This window comes from Alicyclobacillus fodiniaquatilis, assembly GCF_042678105.1.
Lineage (GTDB): Bacteria > Bacillota > Bacilli > Alicyclobacillales > Alicyclobacillaceae > Alicyclobacillus > Alicyclobacillus fodiniaquatilis.
Genome location: NZ_JBHUCX010000035.1, coordinates 135688 through 152610 on the forward strand (window position 1 = coordinate 135688; position 16923 = coordinate 152610).

General features: G+C 51.0%; 15 protein-coding genes. 3 read left to right on the plus strand and 12 right to left on the minus strand.

From position 1 onward, the window contains the following. Positions 1-166: 166 nt before the first annotated feature. Together ACFSB2_RS13900 and ACFSB2_RS13905 are read right to left on the minus strand one after the other, a co-directional pair. Positions 167-1777 carry a DUF4855 domain-containing protein gene (locus tag ACFSB2_RS13900; protein ID WP_377943671.1) on the minus strand — a complete coding sequence of 537 codons (1611 nt, stop codon included), beginning with the start codon at positions 1775-1777 and terminating at the stop codon, positions 167-169. A 356-nt stretch (positions 1778-2133) separates the two neighbouring features. Beyond that, complete coding sequence (locus tag ACFSB2_RS13905; protein WP_377943672.1) at positions 2134-5001, minus strand: beta strand repeat-containing protein; 2868 nt, start codon at positions 4999-5001, stop codon at positions 2134-2136. A 733-nt stretch (positions 5002-5734) separates the two neighbouring features. Between ACFSB2_RS13905 and ACFSB2_RS13910 the strand changes: the two genes are divergently transcribed. Continuing rightward, entirely contained in the window at positions 5735-6403 is a 669-nt protein-coding gene (locus ACFSB2_RS13910; protein WP_377943673.1) for a YigZ family protein, read from the plus strand. A gap of 37 nt (positions 6404-6440) precedes the next feature. Here ACFSB2_RS13910 and ACFSB2_RS13915 read toward each other — a convergent pair whose 3' ends face one another. Further along, positions 6441-6986 (minus strand): hypothetical protein, encoded by a 546-nt coding sequence (locus tag ACFSB2_RS13915; RefSeq protein ID WP_377943674.1) that lies wholly within the window; start codon positions 6984-6986, stop codon positions 6441-6443. Positions 6987-7303: 317 nt separating this feature from the next. Between ACFSB2_RS13915 and ACFSB2_RS13920 the strand changes: the two genes are divergently transcribed. After that, complete coding sequence (locus tag ACFSB2_RS13920) at positions 7304-7921, plus strand: sigma-70 family RNA polymerase sigma factor (RefSeq protein WP_377943675.1); 618 nt, start codon at positions 7304-7306, stop codon at positions 7919-7921. Positions 7922-8062: 141 nt separating this feature from the next. On the opposite strand, the gene fabZ is transcribed toward ACFSB2_RS13920, so the two are convergent. The 6 genes from fabZ to spoIIID all read right to left on the minus strand — a co-directional run bounded on the left by fabZ (position 8063) and on the right by spoIIID (position 12853). Continuing rightward, positions 8063-8509, minus strand: coding sequence for a 3-hydroxyacyl-ACP dehydratase FabZ (fabZ, locus tag ACFSB2_RS13925; RefSeq protein WP_377943839.1), 447 nt, complete (start codon positions 8507-8509; stop codon positions 8063-8065). Between the two features lie 89 nt (positions 8510-8598). After that, a complete protein-coding gene (pgsA, locus tag ACFSB2_RS13930; protein ID WP_377943676.1) occupies positions 8599-9138 on the minus strand; it encodes a CDP-diacylglycerol--glycerol-3-phosphate 3-phosphatidyltransferase in 540 nt (179 codons plus the stop codon). A 189-nt stretch (positions 9139-9327) separates the two neighbouring features. Then, positions 9328-10113 carry a flagellar hook-basal body protein gene (locus ACFSB2_RS13935; RefSeq protein WP_377943677.1) on the minus strand — a complete coding sequence of 262 codons (786 nt, stop codon included), beginning with the start codon at positions 10111-10113 and terminating at the stop codon, positions 9328-9330. A gap of 39 nt (positions 10114-10152) precedes the next feature. After that, the gene (locus ACFSB2_RS13940) at positions 10153-11358 is read right to left on the minus strand and encodes a flagellar basal body rod C-terminal domain-containing protein (RefSeq protein ID WP_377943678.1); all 1206 of its coding nucleotides are present in this window, start codon (positions 11356-11358) and stop codon (positions 10153-10155) included. A gap of 52 nt (positions 11359-11410) precedes the next feature. After that, positions 11411-12442: a rod shape-determining protein gene (gene mreB, locus ACFSB2_RS13945; RefSeq protein WP_377943679.1), complete on the minus strand. Its 1032-nt coding sequence runs from the start codon at positions 12440-12442 to the stop codon at positions 11411-11413. Between the two features lie 102 nt (positions 12443-12544). Then, a complete protein-coding gene (gene spoIIID, locus ACFSB2_RS13950) occupies positions 12545-12853 on the minus strand; it encodes a sporulation transcriptional regulator SpoIIID (RefSeq protein ID WP_377943680.1) in 309 nt (102 codons plus the stop codon). Positions 12854-13112: 259 nt separating this feature from the next. Between spoIIID and ACFSB2_RS13955 the strand changes: the two genes are divergently transcribed. Next, positions 13113-13343: a hypothetical protein gene (locus ACFSB2_RS13955; protein ID WP_377943681.1), complete on the plus strand. Its 231-nt coding sequence runs from the start codon at positions 13113-13115 to the stop codon at positions 13341-13343. Positions 13344-13416: 73 nt separating this feature from the next. Here ACFSB2_RS13955 and ACFSB2_RS13960 read toward each other — a convergent pair whose 3' ends face one another. The 3 genes from ACFSB2_RS13960 to murA form a co-directional block, all read right to left on the minus strand. Beyond that, on the minus strand, positions 13417-14118 hold the full coding sequence (locus ACFSB2_RS13960) for a peptidoglycan DD-metalloendopeptidase family protein (protein WP_377943682.1): 702 nt from the start codon (positions 14116-14118) through the stop codon (positions 13417-13419). Between the two features lie 114 nt (positions 14119-14232). Continuing rightward, complete coding sequence (locus ACFSB2_RS13965; RefSeq protein ID WP_377943683.1) at positions 14233-15327, minus strand: SpoIID/LytB domain-containing protein; 1095 nt, start codon at positions 15325-15327, stop codon at positions 14233-14235. A 245-nt stretch (positions 15328-15572) separates the two neighbouring features. Then, a complete protein-coding gene (gene murA, locus ACFSB2_RS13970; RefSeq protein WP_377943684.1) occupies positions 15573-16862 on the minus strand; it encodes a UDP-N-acetylglucosamine 1-carboxyvinyltransferase in 1290 nt (429 codons plus the stop codon). Between the last annotated feature and the right edge of the window lie 61 nt (positions 16863-16923).

Sequence of the window (16923 nt, forward strand, 5' to 3'; positions counted from 1 at the left end):
AGCGTACGTAGTAGCAATTTTGTAGAAATAATCAAAAAGACTGATTTATGAGGAGAAACCTGCTTGAATATTTACAGCTTAAATACAATCACGTAAGACAGTCAGCGTCTAAATTTTAAAAGCCAAAATCCCCTGTAAAACAGAGATTCTGGCTTTTACGTGTATTTCATTGAGTATTCTGCAGAATAAATGCAGCCGTTTCATCATAAGCCTGCCGTTCTAACGGATCACCGGATTGCTCTGCAGTGAGGAGTAATTTTGATCCATCGTAAAAAGCATGTGATACGTTCTTTGAACCAAACCCATCATAATCAAGGCTATTTAAAAATGTTTGGTACAGAGATTCAGTGTCGCTGTCTAAAGCTGTTAACTCAACCTCTATTCCCATTCCGTTCTGAGTAGCCGTGTTCACGGCGTTACTAATACGGGTGGTATTGGCATTTGCACCTTGTTCTATATAATTTGGTTGTAGCCACGCTGCACTTATGCCCAACGATTTCCACATGGTACTTTCTTCCGCACCATAGAATGGTATCCAGAAAAGAGGCAAGTTATTGTTACTTGCAACGTCCCAGGCAGATTGAAAAATCTGCGCTTCACCTGGATGACTCGAATCAAATTGTTCATGATCCCAGTATAATCCGACGAGCTTTAGATTCTGGTAATCTGCAGTCTTCCAGCGGCTGAGTAGTGTGCTTATATACCAGTTCAATGCGGCATTCCGAGCGTTCAAAGCATCTGGATCAGTTACAGTCCCAGTAAAAGTGAGTGCTTGTCCATTGACTGTTCCAAAGTTGGAATCTCCGTATGCAAAATACGGTATGGATAAAACTACTTTCTCTTTGTATCCAGGGCGATTGAGTGACTCATTGGTCGCTCCAACTGCTGCATCTAACGCACTGAGTTCCTGACCTGACTGGAACAAATCGTTTAAGTAAGCTGTCCACCCAACTACTGTGTCAGGCACGTTTGCATATGGTGAAAATAACATCGTGTCAAATAAAGGAGCAACTACCTGGCCAGCAGAATTTATGTACTCCAGCATCGGTTCAAAATCAGATTCCGACCATGTACCAAGTTCACCGTAACTTCCTGTTGGAACAAGCAACATATTTGCAATACCATATGCATTTGGGGAGCTTGGAGACAGCGCGCCAGTCGTGGACGGTGTATTCCCACCGACGATTTGGAATGTTGGTGAAGTCGGTGTATCACCAGTTTCTGTCGTACTTCCTGTGATGTCCAATCCTCGCGCAAAAACAAATATATTCACAGGAAAATATACTCTAATCTCGTTTGTTTCTATTCCCACACTGTCATTAAACTGAAATACCTGTGTTGTTTTTGTCTTATCGTTTTGCGGGATACTGGTATCCTGAGTTTCAAGTGAATACCATTGTCCGTTCGAGTAGGCTTCAAATTCCACATCATTTGGATAATATATGCCCTCTGCAGCATTTTGCTCCATCGTAATTTCTACATGCTGTACATCGACTTGGTTTGGGAATTGAATTGTGACATCCCTGCCTCCCTGGTGGCAGAAACCTGTCCAAGTTGTCTGGCTTGTCAATGGTTGTTGTTGATACTTTTGTTCATCCATGGCGAAGGTTGCATCAGGTAGACCTGTTACCGTGGTTGAAACTGTACCAAGGCTGGTTAAATCCTGAGTTGTTTCAAAAGGAATCGTGCCAGCATGTACGTGGGGAGATGATACAATAGCCGACACGAATCCAAAAATCATCACAAAAGTAAGAGATTTAAATTTCACTTGCTTCATGCCTCTCCGCCCATGTTTAGCAATACATTTTATTATTAAGTCTATCAATAAAGAATTTAGATTTCATTGAAACTTAATACATCACAGGCTCAGTGAGGACCAAATAAACTTACTTTCCTCCGACCTAAACTTACCGTATCCAACATTACACCCCAGCACCATCTTCAATGAATTACGGTCATAACCACCGCTTAATTGTTACCATGAGACAAGGGCTAGAGGAGCCCTTCCCTTGACTCCCTACCGACAAACTATAATCTTTGACTTAGAAACGCAACAACACAAGGGTGCCCCCTCTAGGAGACACCCTTGTTAATTACTAATTTCAGAACTAGATTAAAGAGTTAACTTCAATCTTAGTAGACCAAGCTACCAACATAGTTGCTCGTTGGAGCATCTCCAGTCGTCATGACGATGTTACCGTCAGCATCGTAGGAGAAGTAAACTGTATTGCTTGCGCTAGGAGTAGCAGCAGTTTGGACTGTGTCGGCATTGGCACCACCTGTGTTCCAAACACCATTACCACCAGCTGTGAAGGTCAGAGCTATCTTACCATTCTCATCCGCAGTCAGCGTAATTGAAGGTGTACCAGATGCTGGCGCGCTTGAAGTAGCTGGTGTTTCGTCAATCGTGCCACCAAGTCCGCTCGCACCAATTGCTCCATTCAGGTAGATGCTCGAAGCAATATTAGCAGTGTCGGTACCTGAATAAAGCGGAACCGGAGTCGGTTCTGCACCATACGAAATGCTAGTACCGTACTCGTTTTGAACCAAAGTCTGTTCGTTCACCGCTGTAATCCAGAGGTCGGATGCACCACCAGCCGGAGGCAACAACTTCACTGTGCCATACGGTATAGGATTACCATTGCTATCCTCAACTGTGAAGGTAAGGGTGGTCTGTTGACCAGAGCCTATAGTACCAGATACGCCAGATGCGAGCTCAGCAGGCACTCCCGCAATAAAGTTAGCACCAACAGTGTCACTCAGAGTGCTACCAGTTGAAACAGTAAATGTGTCATTCTCCACATTATTATCACCTGGCACAAATGTGAAAGCACCCACGGTTGGATGTCCAGTGCTATATCCAGACAAAGATGTAGACGTAGCTGCATCGTAAATCGGCGTACCATCAACCGTTACTTCAGATACAGCACCTGATGAGTAGCTCACATCTACAATCGCACTAGCTGGGTTGTTCGGCAGTGCTTGTGTACCGTTAAGCGCCACACCATCAATTGCAGCAACATAACCTTTGTTGTTGGATGTAACGGTGTACTGGACACTTCCACTCTGGGACGAACCTGGATAAGGTGTCGAACCAGCAAAGCCACCTACAAACACCGGTGCTTGTGTTGTCGAACCGCCTTCTTGGTAACTCAGACCTGTCAAGGATGTGTCTTTGTCATTAGCTGTACCACTGGATACAAGACCAGCAGCCGTTGTATCCACATACAATTGGTTCAACGTGCCTGTATTGTTTTCAAAATTCAGAGTGTAGGATTGCAACGGTGAACTACCCGAATCCCCTGCCCCAACAATCTGACCATTTTGTACTGCCCAAACATCCAACACAGCACCTGTGTAAGACTGGTCGGTCTCGTTAACTTCAACACTAAATTGACCATTAGCCCCGGTTGTCACGACATCACCGAAAGAAGATGATGCATTAGCACCAGCGATACTGCGGCCCACATACGGGAAGGCTGTTGAAGTAGAGCCATTCACATATGAGAAGTCACCACTGTTAGGCGATGTTTGCGCAGCATTAGTACCTTCGTAGTCATACCCGCTAACGAGGACTTGGCTGTTAGCAACAGGATTACCCATTTGATCTTCTACGGTACCACTGATAGTAACTGGTGTACCAACATTATCACTAACGGCACTCGTAGGTGTGTTAACGATTTTATCGGCAACTCCCGACTGTTTCCACGTCAAAGTGTTCGACGAAGAATTTGTAAGATTATTTGCCGAAGCCTGCACAGTCAAAGCTGCACTGTTTGTAGCATTGACATAGATGGTAGCTTGACCGTTTGCATCAGTGTTAACCGTCACTGTGTTATCCGGTGCAGTACCATCAACTGGTTGCAAGTAACTACCAGCGGAATTTGAGATAAACGGCGTACCAGAAACACTGCTGAATGAGAACGTTACAGGAACGTTCGAAGCAGATGTACCAGCAGTGGTCGGAATCACTGTAGCAGTAACTGGGACAACACCAGTTTCGCTCGATGCGCTAGAATAACCAAACGAGGTAGACACAGGTGAAAGTACCAAGCTACCTGGTTGACCGAAATCAACATAAGCCTTGCTGGACGTTACCGTAACACCATTGCTGTTGTATGGTGCTTGAGCTTGAATGGTGTAAGCCTCATTTCCACCATTACTCAAGGAGATGGATGCAACACCAGAAGCATTTGTCGTAGCAACATACTGTGCTTGATCAGATTCTGTATCACCAGCGCCGCCTGTATTAGATACAGACAATCCGTTTGACGTTACATTCGGAAGATCAGTGGAACCCCAAACATTGAAAGTCACATTGATGCCGGCAACTGGGTTACCATTTGCGTCAGTCAAAGTTGTGGAAGCCGTGACACTTGCGCCATTGGTGCCAACTGCTGGAGCAGAAGACGTACCAGAGCCGAGTGACTGACCCGAAAGTGTGATATCGCCCAAAGATGGCGTGTTAACGTTTGTCGCATTACCCGTAATCTTCAACCCGGTTTGGCCGCTGAACGAAACGTTCGCACCAAGGCTGTTGAAGATTTCGTCGATGTAGTAAGCCGGGAAATAGGTTGTAGCAGCAGCAGACTTGCTAGCAGCTGGATCTTTCGCAGCTTTCGTGTTGATTTTCTTCACAACCGTGCCGTTTACGGTGATGGTTGTGTTACCTGTGCCAACGCCACCAGAGATGGAAGACGCAACCGTGGAAGCATCAACACCAGGAGCCGTGATAGCCCAAGTATGTGTTACACCGTCCCAAGAAGCAGTGTAGCCAATCTTGGTCAATGCTTGGTCAAAGTAATAAACCGGGAAGTAAGCTGTGGTGTTGCCAGAGTCTTTACCGGTCATTTCGTAAGGGTTCGAAAGAACAGAGCCATTAACTACGATTGGCAGTTGGCCTGCTTTGGTCAAACCCGATGATGTTGCAGCAAATGCCATCGGTGCAGCGGTGCCGAGTACAACTGCAGCAGCTGCGATACCTGTAAGCGCACGTTTCAAAATGTTTCTCCTCCCAAACCTTTAAACATAGTGAGATGAGTACTATAGAGTACTGAAAGTCGGTGACGAGGTCACCCATGCTACTGGCCGTCGTCACAGTCCCCACGTATCCATGACGATGAACGAGGGCGTTTCTCTCTACCGCAAGATTTCGTCCCATGCGACAGACGGGAAAAGACCAAGCCCTGTCGGCAATCCCGACACGTAGGAAGACATCCCTCCCTTCAGTGCGAATGCACCGGGTCATATTTCTACCACATTACTTACGCCAACAGGACACAATTCTCCTGCTTTTACGCGCGAATCTGGCGGACTATTGTTTCACACTTGCACAACCTTAGAAAATTATGTATCTAAGACATGCGTCTCAATGCATTAGTATACGCTTCATTTTTGTGAGCGTAAAGAGGAATACTAGTTTATTTGGCAAAAAGTTCTCAAAATCTTTGCCAAACAACATCGTTGATATGCGAAGGACTTTAAAGATAATATGACTTCTAGTGGTTTTTTCCGCAGTAACCGCAGTTTCTTTGGTGTCGTCTCACTAGCCGACAAGCATCTTTTGCGCCTTGCAAGTCAAGCATTTTCTCCTCCTTGACCAGCCCGCCATCTTAATAGACGACGTCCAAACGCAGAATGTTACACCTTAGCGCAAATTTTTTTGACGAACATCTTTTATCGCTGTATCGTCGATGCTAAAAGCGATTTTGCGGTTGAGGAAGTGCTTACAGTTATGGAGTTTATAACATCCGCACAGATAAATATAGCGGAAACAATTGAGAAAAAATCCAGGTTTATCGCCGATTTGGTTCCGATTCTCAAAGCGGCAGATGCAGAGGCTGCCCTCGCTGATATTCGGGAGCGCCACAAAGGGGCGAATCATCACTGTTTTGCCTACCGCTGCGGGCTTGGCGTGCCCGTCGAACGCTTCTCCGACGACGGCGAACCGAGCGGCACTGCAGGCCGTCCCATTCTCGAAGTCATTCGCCGCCAAGGGATGGACAATGTACTTGTCGTGGTCACGCGCTACTTCGGCGGCGTTCTGCTCGGCGCAAATGGCCTCATACGCGCCTACACGCAAGCCGCCAGCGAGGTGCTCACCTCGACGCCCAAACTCCTGTGCGCGCCCATGCAGACGCTGCAGGTGACATGTGACTACGCCATCTACGGCAAACTGGAATACAGCCTGCAGCAAATCAACATCCCGCTTTATGAAAAAACATTTAACGAAGCAGTCTCGTTTGAATTGGTCGTCCCGGAAAAAGAAGTGGAAAAGACGATGGAACAACTGACGGAGTGGACGAACGGCCAAGTCACTGTTGCCGTCTCCTCGCCTGAGTATATTGGAGTTGCGCCAGATGGGAGTTTGGTGCGTGGTGTCTGGCCGGAAGGAATGTCTTAGGCCAAACTCCCCTGGCTGGATGCTTATTGCGTGGGTATCATTCGCCGCGGTGCCGCATCAGGACGCAAAGGCTGTCTGCATCGCGCAAGCGCTGTTCGACATGCAACTTTGGCATTTGAATCTCAAACACATCCCCACTATGTATCTCGATGAAACACACATCGCGGTTCTTGACGCGGACGGCGGCAACGTGATCGACCCGAAAATAACCCATCGCGCCGTCGTTGCGCGTGAGCGGCGTCCGCACCTTCAAGGGCGCGTAGGCCCGCATTTGCGCGCCGACAACCAGCGGCAAATAGATGGAGCGCCGCAGATGCGCCTCATAGACGTGACGCAGATGGCGGAGGTTGACACAGTGCAGCCTCGCTAGCGCCATGTAGATGGATTTGGCCGACTTCGGCACATACCATCGCTCTCCGTTCGCCAGCGCAATTAGACTGGCGTGTCCGGCGTGATAAGTCGGTATCCACGCGCTTATCCCACTCGCAAAGCGCTCGATATTCGGCATATCCGGTTTTCTCTCGTATACGCGCGCGCCCGCAATAGGATGCGCCATATCTGCGCAAATCAAATCGATATCCATACTGTCATGAAGCCCTCCCCACGTTTCGGATGATCTTGATAGAGCACGTATAATTTCCTGTATTTACACACATCTTATCGAACATTGTATAAATTGATCAATCTATTATTTCGAAAATTATTATTATTAATACTCAAGTCTGGTGGTTTATACATATCCTTTTCAACTTTTATCAAATGTTTTTTATTGGATGCTATCTGTTCATCTTCCGACTTGACCCTTTCTCCAAGTTCGCCATATCTCCTCTTCTGACGGTACATTCTGGCTGCGCGTAATTTACGTTTGAGCCGGCTCGAACCAAAGTGAGTGCATGCCAAATGCGTATGGTGAAAAAAGATACGAGCCAATGGATGACGGCCGTTTGTGCGGACAAAGTGGACACAGCGAGTGTGCTGGCCCAATACGAAGGACTGCTGCGGAGTGTGGCTGCACGCTACAAAGCCGCCTGCGGCTACGAGGAAGCCTATCAAGAGGCCTGCAGCGCCTTACTCACCGCCATCCAGCTTTATAATCCGGCGCGAGGTCCGTTTCCAGCCTATGCGGCGGCCAAAGTGCGCGGCGACGTGCGCACGGCCATGCGTCGCGTGTGGAGGTACACAGCAAGACAGACGTTCATCGGCGCATCGACAGAGGACGACAAGTCGCCCAGTGAGCGCTTGGAAGATCTGTGGGCCAGCCAGACAAACTGCCCTGACACTGCGTGGGAAATGGCATGGGTACATCGACAGGAACTGCAGCGGATTGTGCAAAAGGCGCATTTGAGTGCGCGCGAGCGCCTCTGGCTCCAGGCCTACCTCCGCGAAGTCACAATGGAGGCGCTGGCAGCGCGCGTGGGGGTGAGCTTGGAAACGGTCAAAACGTGGCGAAAGCGGGCGCTGGCCAAAATGCGCCAAACTGCAGCAGCTTTAGGTTACACTTGGCGCGATTTTGCCTAGGGACATGTGAAAAAGTCCTCTGCGCATTCAATCTGATGGATTTTCGTGTCTCAAGAATACGACATCTGCAAAAGCACTGGCAACTGCGCAACAGGCATGTCGACAGCGAAGTCGTCGCCTGTTGCACAGGGCCAATACCGTTTACTCGGCGTCGACGATGGCAAACAGAATCGTCGCTTCGGCAACCAGTTTGCCGTCGACATAGGCCGTGCCTTTGCCTTTGCCCATGCGCCCCTTCAGCCGTTCAATTTCAATTTCCAAATCCAGCTTGTCCCCTGGCCGAACTTGGCCGCGGTAGCGCGCGCCGTCGATGCCAGACAGAAGCGGACGCTTGCCCTCGAAATCCGGCAAGGAGAGGATGACGACCCCGCCGAGTTGCGCCATCGCTTCCGTGATGAGGACGCCGGGCATCACGTTGTAGTCGGGATAATGGCCCGTGAAGTGTGGTTCGTTCGCCGTCACCAGCTTATATCCCTTGACGCGGACACCCGGTTCAATTTCGGTCACTCGGTCTACAAGCAAAAACGGATATCTATGCGGCAAGATCTGACGAATGTCTTCCGCATACAAAGGTAGATTGAGTTCCATACGCAAAGCTCCTTCGGGAAAGATGGGTGGCAGACTGCCAAAGACATGTGCTTGTTGGGCCAACCGGCATCATCCCATCCGACGCGTCATCAGTAGACCTGCCGTCGAATGGTGATGACATCCATGCTGGCGACATACAAAACGGTGGTCAAATACGAAAGGCCGACGGTAAACCAGAGAAAAATCTCGCCACTCAAAGCCGACGGCCAAGCCAAAATGATGGAACAGATGGCGATGTAGTAGCAAAATGTCGTCACTTTGCCCCAGTTGTTCGCCTTTGGCACCGCCCGCTTGCCTTGAAAATAAAAAAACGCCGCGCCGATGATCATCAATACGTCGCGCAAGACCAGCAGGCTCGCTTCTAGCCAAGGCACACGGTCCGATTCAATCAGCGTGAATAAGACGGCGACCATCATCAGTTTGTCCGCGAGCGGATCTAGCAGTTGCCCTGCATATGTTTCGAGTTTGTATGTACGTGCGATGTATCCGTCCAACACATCTGTCAGGCCTGCAAATAAAAGAATACAGAGCGCAAGCACTTTGTGCGGACTTTGTGTCCCATAAAATGACCACAAATAACAAGGAATCAATAATAGCCGGAGCAGGGTCAACAGATTCGGTAAATTCATACGCTTCGCCCCCTTGTTCGGACGGGCAACCTGAGTCTATAAATCAGCTCGTCGCAACCAAAAGACATTATAACAGTGTGGCTGAAAAGCGAAAAGGTGTCAGACCATCGCCTCTAGGAGACTGTGAAAAAGTCCGCTCATCCATTTGATTCGGGGGATTTTCACATGTCCCACAGTGAGCGAACCGTGTTAAGACCCTGAAGATCTGATGCTATCTGCAATGCCCATCATTTGATTCGTCAATTGTATGCTCTCCGAGTTGAGCTGAAACATCTGCTGCGCTTCAATCATATCGCTTAATTGCGTCGTCTCGTCCACATTGCTCATCGCCAGATACCCTTGTTGAATGGACGAATCTGTGGCGGCTTTCGCCGTGCCGCCTGGGCCGAGCGCATAGAGATTGTTCCCTACGGAAACACAATGGGAAGAAGGCTCCGCAATGTCCACCATGGCGATGCGAGGACCCGCCACGGAACCAAAGCTGATTTGCCCATTCGATCCCACCGACATCGTGCCTGCATTGGCAGGCTTCACAATCGGTTGTCCCGTTGTGCTTAACACAGGGTCGCCATTTGGCGTCGATAGTAGAAATTGACCATTGGCGCTTTTCGACCACTCAAAGTCGCCCGCTTTCGTGTACAACGTGCCATTCGGTCCCTGAACGGCAAAAAAGGCGGAGCCTTGGATGGCGAGATCCATCTCATTGTTTGTGGGCTGCAGGCTCATGTTCGAAAAGTCCTGCCCTTCCGGCACGGAAACGACGCCTGTGCCACCGCGCCAACCCTGCGGCGTGGTGCGGCGCGCATTTTCCGGATCTGTCGCCGCGCCGTACAATTGCATCGTCAAGGCGTCGGCAAAGCTCCCTTGATCCTGCGCAAAACCCGGCGTGTTCATGTTCGCCAGATTGTCACCCACCCTGTCCAACCAGTCGGATGACGACTTGAGGGCCGAGAGGCCCGTCCACATCGCTTGCATGGCGGTACCGTTCCTTTCTTGCTCGGCGGATGCCGCAGGTTATGCGTTCACTTTGCCAATGTCATTCGCAGCCGTGTTCAGTAAACTGTCTTCAGTCTGCACCACACGTTGGTTCGCCTCGTATAAATTCATCACGTTGATCATCTGCGTCATCGTCGTCGTCGGATCGACATTGCTGCCTTCCAATTCACCGGGCAGCAATTGTCCCGTGCCCGCTTGCAACTGCGGCAGCACTGTCCCTTGATTCAAACTGTTCCCGACCATCCACTCGGTCTGGCCCAGTGGACTCAAGTTCGTGACATCCGCATCCACCGTGCCTAAACGACCACCTGCAACCACATTGCCGTTGCCATCGGTCACCGTGAAGGACATCTGGCCATTTGCATCTTGCAGCGCCTGGCCGTTTGACCCAAACAAGCTCGTTCCTGTGTAGTTTGGATTGACGGTAATGCGGCCGCCGGGAATCAACTGTCCGTTTGGCCCGACTGGCAAAATGGCATTGCCCGCCGCGTCCACCAACTGATTGTTCGCATTCAGTTGCAAAGCCCCATCCTTCGTCAAGGCGATGCCCGTCGCTCCCGATGCCCCTTGATAATCCACGGCGTAAAAGCTGTGCAACCCCATATCATCATCAGTGCCGACGCGGACAGAAAGTCCTTGCGCCGCATCTGTACCTGGCGTCGCCACCACTTGTCCAGCGGCGTTCTCAAACACAAATGATGGATTGCCCGCCGCGTCGTAATCAGGCGCGCTCGCAGCGCTGATCCAAACTGAGCCCTGGTACTGCGGATTGCGCACCGCATAGACGCCAGTGACGGGTTGGCCGTTCGTATCAAACACGGTGAGCGGCTGGCCATTGACGCCAAGCCGGCCCGCATTGCCAACACTCACTTGTCCCTGTGCGCTGGCAGAACCATTTGCCGCTTGCACGCTGGCGTAATTACCAGCAGGTGTCGTGTCGGCGATGGATACATCCAATGACCGCCCTGTATTGCTGTACGTGCCCGCTGCAAACGAGGGGACGCCTTCCTGAAAAGTGACACCCGCGCCCACCTTGCCAATGTATGTTGCCCCATCGCCGTCGTATCCACCCCGATACAACGACTGAGTCGGCGCTTCTATCAATTCCGGCTGCGAGACTGTGAACCCAGGCGTATCCATGTTGGCGAGATTGTTGGCCAACAACTGCTGTGCGCGCTCGTTCACCGTCATACCGGCAGACGCTGTGGTCAAGCCTGAAATCACAAGCGCTCATTCCTTTCTCTAGCCAGAGGCTCGTCCAAAAAAACCGCAAACGCTAGCGCGCGCGGCGCCACGATTTGCCACGGCCCTGTTGTTCACGATAACGGCGCCACTCTGCGCTTTCCAACACTTTACCGGTGCCAATCACGACACATTGCATCGGATTTTCGGCTATGTGCACTGGAATCTGCAACTCTTCCTGCATCAACTTGTCGAGCCCGTCTACCAACGCGCCGCCGCCAGTGAGCATGACCCCTTTATCAAAAATATCAGCCGCCAGTTCCGGCGAAGTCTGTTCCAACACCGACTTCGTCGCCTGAATGATAGACCGAATCGGCTCTTGCAGCGCCGAACGCATTTCCTCCGCCTGCACGGTGACGGTTTTCGGCAGGCCAGAAACCATGTCGCGCCCGCGCACATCCATCGAGTTTGTCCGCCCACCTGGGAACACGGTCGCCAATTCCTTCTTCAATTCCTCTGCCGTGCGTTCACCCACCATCAGGTTATATGCGCGGCGGATATATTTCACAATGGCTTCATCGAGCTTGTCCCCTGCAATGCGAAGGGACGCGGAGGTAACGACGTCGCCCAAGGACAAAACTGCTACGTCCGTCGTTCCTCCACCAATGTCAACGACCATACTGCCGCTCGGCTCAAAGATGTTCAAGCCTGCGCCAATGGCAGCCGCTTTCGGCTCTTCAATCAAATCCACCTGTTTGACGCCACAAGCCTCCGCCGCTTCTCGCACTGCTTTTTGTTCAACCGACGTGATCCCCGCAGGAACACAAATCATCAGGCGCGGACGGGAAAACGTCCGCTTGCCGATGGTTTTGTTCAAGAAATGACGCAACATGATTTCCGTCACATCAAAGTCGGCGATCACGCCTTCACGCAATGGTCGAATAGCAACGATATTTCCCGGCGTGCGCCCAAGCATGCGGCGAGCCTCTTCTCCGACGGCAACCACCTGCTTTGTCACCTGATCTATCGCAACAACGGAAGGTTCATCGAGTACAATCCCTTGTCCTTTGACGTGCACAAGCACGTTGGCGGTGCCTAAGTCGACCCCAATATCCCTAGATAACATCTCCGACGAATCCTCCTAAACTAGAGCATGCATGGAAGCATAGTGGTGTTCATATATTAGTGCATGAGATAGAAGATAGGATAGTATAACTAGAGTGTAGTTCTACAGACCACTTGAAACTCCTGTACGAGCGCCGAACTTTTTCGACTCATTTTGCGGTTCGTCGTCTTTATGGTACTTCAATTTGGTGGCTTCGCCACCTCGCAAGTGCCGGATCGACTTGTGATACTCCAGGATCTCCTTGACACGATTCGCCAAATCCGGATTGATTTCCGGTAGGCGCTCTGTCAAATCCTTGTGCACGGTACTTTTTGAAACGCCAAACTCCCGGGCAATCGTTCGGACCGTATTGCGCGTCTCCACGATATATTCCCCAATTTTCAGAGTACGTTCCTTGATGTAATCATGCACTCCTCTCGCCCCCCATGCAGGTCAGTTGGTCTGATACAGTATATGAGGGGGTGTACACGGTATTCCTTGGCAACATGCGTCTGGGCTTGGCCGAATTTGAACAAACCGCGCCACAGCAACATTACTTCCTGGGAAATAAGAATTTAAACAAGATATTGCCCGGAAAATTCGAGCGTGATCGACAAATTTCCCGACTGTTCCCGAAATGCGTGCATAGACCGCCATGCGTGATGCATCCCGCACCAGCAGAACCATGAAAATGTCAGTCAATCAAGGCATCGCGGATGACGCGTCACCAGGATATCGACTTTATTTTCAGGATAGACAGAAAAAAAATCCGCCTCACATGGAGACGGATATCATCACCTGTGACGCGATATATGTTGCGGTATCTGTCACGGTGTTTGTCATTGCGCAAAGCACGTCTTGTCTGGTTGCCTCATTTTGCAAAATGAATGTGGACGCGCTTTGCGGTATGGCAGTTTATTGAGTTCGTGTCCGAATCAGATGAAGACGCATTTTCAAGTTGTGATGAACTCATCCCTATCGGACGGTGCAGTTCATTACTGCTTCGGCAAAACAGACTGCGGGTCAATCGGGGTGCCATTGTAATCGACTTCGAAATACAGATGGTTTCCCTGGGTTTGCTCGAACTGATTCGTGCCCGAGGTGCCGATGACCTGACCCTGATGAATGGTTTCGCCTTGCTTCACATCTGTGGACCCCAAAGATTGGTACGTTTCTGTATACCCATCATTACTGGTCACGACGACTTCCTGACCGTACAGCGGTTGATCATCCACCTGCGTGATTTTTCCGCTGAGTGCAGCTGTCACCTGGAAGCTGGAACCGCTCTTCGACTTGATGTCGATGCCTCTGTGCGCAGAGTAGGTATTGTCATACTCTACAAGCGCATTCTCCTGCGACTTCAAATCACCCTTCACTGGGAAGAACCCGACTGAGACCTCAGTATTTGTCCCATCTGCCGCTGGCCAACTAAATGGCTCTTTTTCAGCGGTTGTTGTCGTGGTTGTGGTGGTCGGCGTCGTAGAGTGCGAATCCACCGGTTGGACGGATGCGGTGCTCGTCGCCATTTGGCTGCGAGCGTACATCAGACCAATGATGACTGCTGCCGCACCGAGATAGATTGCTGGATAGAGCCAGCGTTTCGACATCACGCGCTTGGCGTTCGTGGGACGCCCTGTCAATTTATTTTGGGCGTCTGTGTGTTTTTCCGTGTTGTTCGGATGTTGTTTTTCATCCATGTGGCGCTCACCTCAGTAGTGAGTCTCGCCAGCAAAACTAGAATCTAAACCTAGTCTTTGCAAAAAGGGTTAGATAAAAGATTCAATTTGCAAAAATCCGCGTCCTTCTTGGATTCAGGAGGTTTTTGCGGGCATCACAGCCCCATCTACTTGCACCTTTGCGCTGGGATAGAAATGGGATACTATCATTTTCCAACTATCTCCTTTTGTCGCCATCACATCCGCTTCGTGCAAGCTCATCCCGATGTCAGTGCCTCGCCCGTAGGAAGTAATGACGAGGGTGTCGCCGTCCACCTTCCAGGTGAAATCCGCCGAGGGCAGATGCAATTGATTGGCAAAATCCGTGCCGCTCAAAGTGTGATTCTGATAAGTGACCGTACTGACAAACCCGTCTTTCAGTCGATCCATCTGCAATTTCGCAAGCTGGATGTCCGCCGCCGAGAACACCTGTGCCACTTCGCGCGACTCGAAACGGTTCGTCGCGACTCGGTCAGGGTCTGCCTTGTCGTCAGGACACGAGATGGCCTTCAAGTACGGCAGATTTTGATGGAGCGCCGTTTGACCGGAACGTGTCATGCCTGGGGAGAGATCGAACATAAACGCTAGAATCGGCTGTTGCTTATAGGTTAAGACCAATCCGTCGGTCGTTTCAATGGCTGCTTTGATTTGCGATAAAAATTGAAAGGCTGTATCCGGATATTCATCTTCAATATCGGAAGCGCTGGCAAGCGGCAAGTCCAATTGACCATCATCCGTGACATCCGCTCCGTGACTCGCGGCGTACGAGGATCCCGTGGACTCCTTGTCCAATGCGCGGACCGCATATGTTCGCGTCGCCACCGCCGCGGCTTCCAGGCTTTGCAACGGTGTACTCGGTGTACACTCGGCTGCGAGCACGTCGAGAATGTACGTGTTGAGCGCCATGTTCGACGAAGACGATGTGACAGTGTCATAGACGCGCACGTTGATCTTCGCGTCCGAGGTGTGCAACCATGCCGTGATATCCGGCATCGGCCCGCGGTGAAAGATGTGCGCAATGGCTGTCGGCAGGCCGACGATGCCCGCGAAGATGAGCAGAATGCAAATACAGAAGCGGACGATCTCTTGTACAGTCGTCGGCTCCGAAGTTTGCTGGTTGATGTTGCGAACGCGCCTGTGAAATTGAGCGCGAGCAGATGTTTTGACTGGCGTGAACCGCTTGTGCGACATGAGTGAATCTCCTTTCATAAAGGTTGGCGCGCAATTGCGCCAAGGTCCTCTATGAAACTGATATGCGCTCGTTGATAGGGTTATGTGTCGCACCGACGGCGCTAGATGGTGAATGAGACATGGTGGTCTAGCAATTTTCGGGGAGAAATTGCAGCTAAAAAGGTACCGCAACCGTCAAAATAAAACGAGGATGCGGTCTGTCCGCATCCTCGCATGGATAAGTTCAAAATGGAACTGCACTCAACCTATGCGCCAGCCTCTTCCATTGCGTCCTCATAGCGTTCAATCCGAGCGCCCAACGCCTGGAACTTCGCAACCAGGTTGTCATATCCTCTGTCGAGGTGGTGCAAGCCGTGTACTTCTGTCTTCCCTTCGGCGATGAGACCCGCTATGACAAGCGCCGCGCCCGCCCGCAAATCTGTCGCCGTCACGCGCGCGCCAGACAGGTGTTCGGTGCCTTCCACAACTGCAGTGCGTCCCTCAATGTGGATGTTGGCGCCCATGCGCTGCAGCTCAGCCACATGCATGAAGCGGTTCTCAAACACCGTTTCCGTCACTGTGCTCGTGCCAGAAGCCACAGTCAGCGCCGCGACCATCTGCGCCTGCATATCGGTCGGATAAGAGGGATAGTAATTGGTCTTGACATCCAACGGACGCAGTCGACCGCCCTCACAGGGCCAAATTTTGATGCCATCGACCGTGTCCTCAATTCTTGCGCCAGCTTCTTCTAGTTTAGCAATCAGTGACATGATGTGCTGTGAAACGACATTCTCCACATAAACGCCATTGCCTATCAGCGCGCCAGCAACCAAGAACGTGCCAGCCTCAATCCGGTCTGGAATGACGCTGTGCGCCGCGCCGTGCATCATATCCACGCCGTCAATGCGAATGATGTCCGTGCCTGCGCCACGCACCCGAGCGCCCATGGCGTTTAGGTAATTGGCCAAATCCACATTCTCCGGCTCTTTTGCAGCATTTTCAATGACCGTTTGGCCATTTGCCAACGCAGCAGCCATCATGATGTTTTGTGTCGCACCCACACTTGGAATGTCCAAATAGATGCGTGCGCCCTTCAAGCCACCTGTTGGGGCCTTCAAATGGACAAACCCATTTTCGACAATGGATGTCGCACCCATTGCCTCCAGTCCCTTGATGTGGAGATCTACCGGGCGTGGTCCGATGTTGCAACCGCCAGGCAAAGCGATGGTCGCTTCCCCAAAACGAGTCAACAGAGGCCCAGCCACGACAAAAGAAGCCCGCATACGGCGAACCAAATCGTATGGAGGCGTTACACTTTTGATGTTTTGCGCGTCAATCGAGATGCTGCCGTTCTGCCAAGCGACATCTGCCCCAAGTGCTTGAACGGTATTGGCCATATTTTCGACATCCAACAGATGTGGAACTTCGTCGATGAGGCTGACCCCTTTGGCCGCCAACAAGCTGGCTGCCAAGATGGGCAACACGGCATTCTTTGCACCGCTCACGCGAACTGTTCCCTCTAAGCGGTGTCCGCCATTAATGATTATTCTTGCCATTCCGTAACCTCCGCCCAAGTCTCTGAGACTCCTCGTCACGAAGCGTTACGTGGACGCGTCG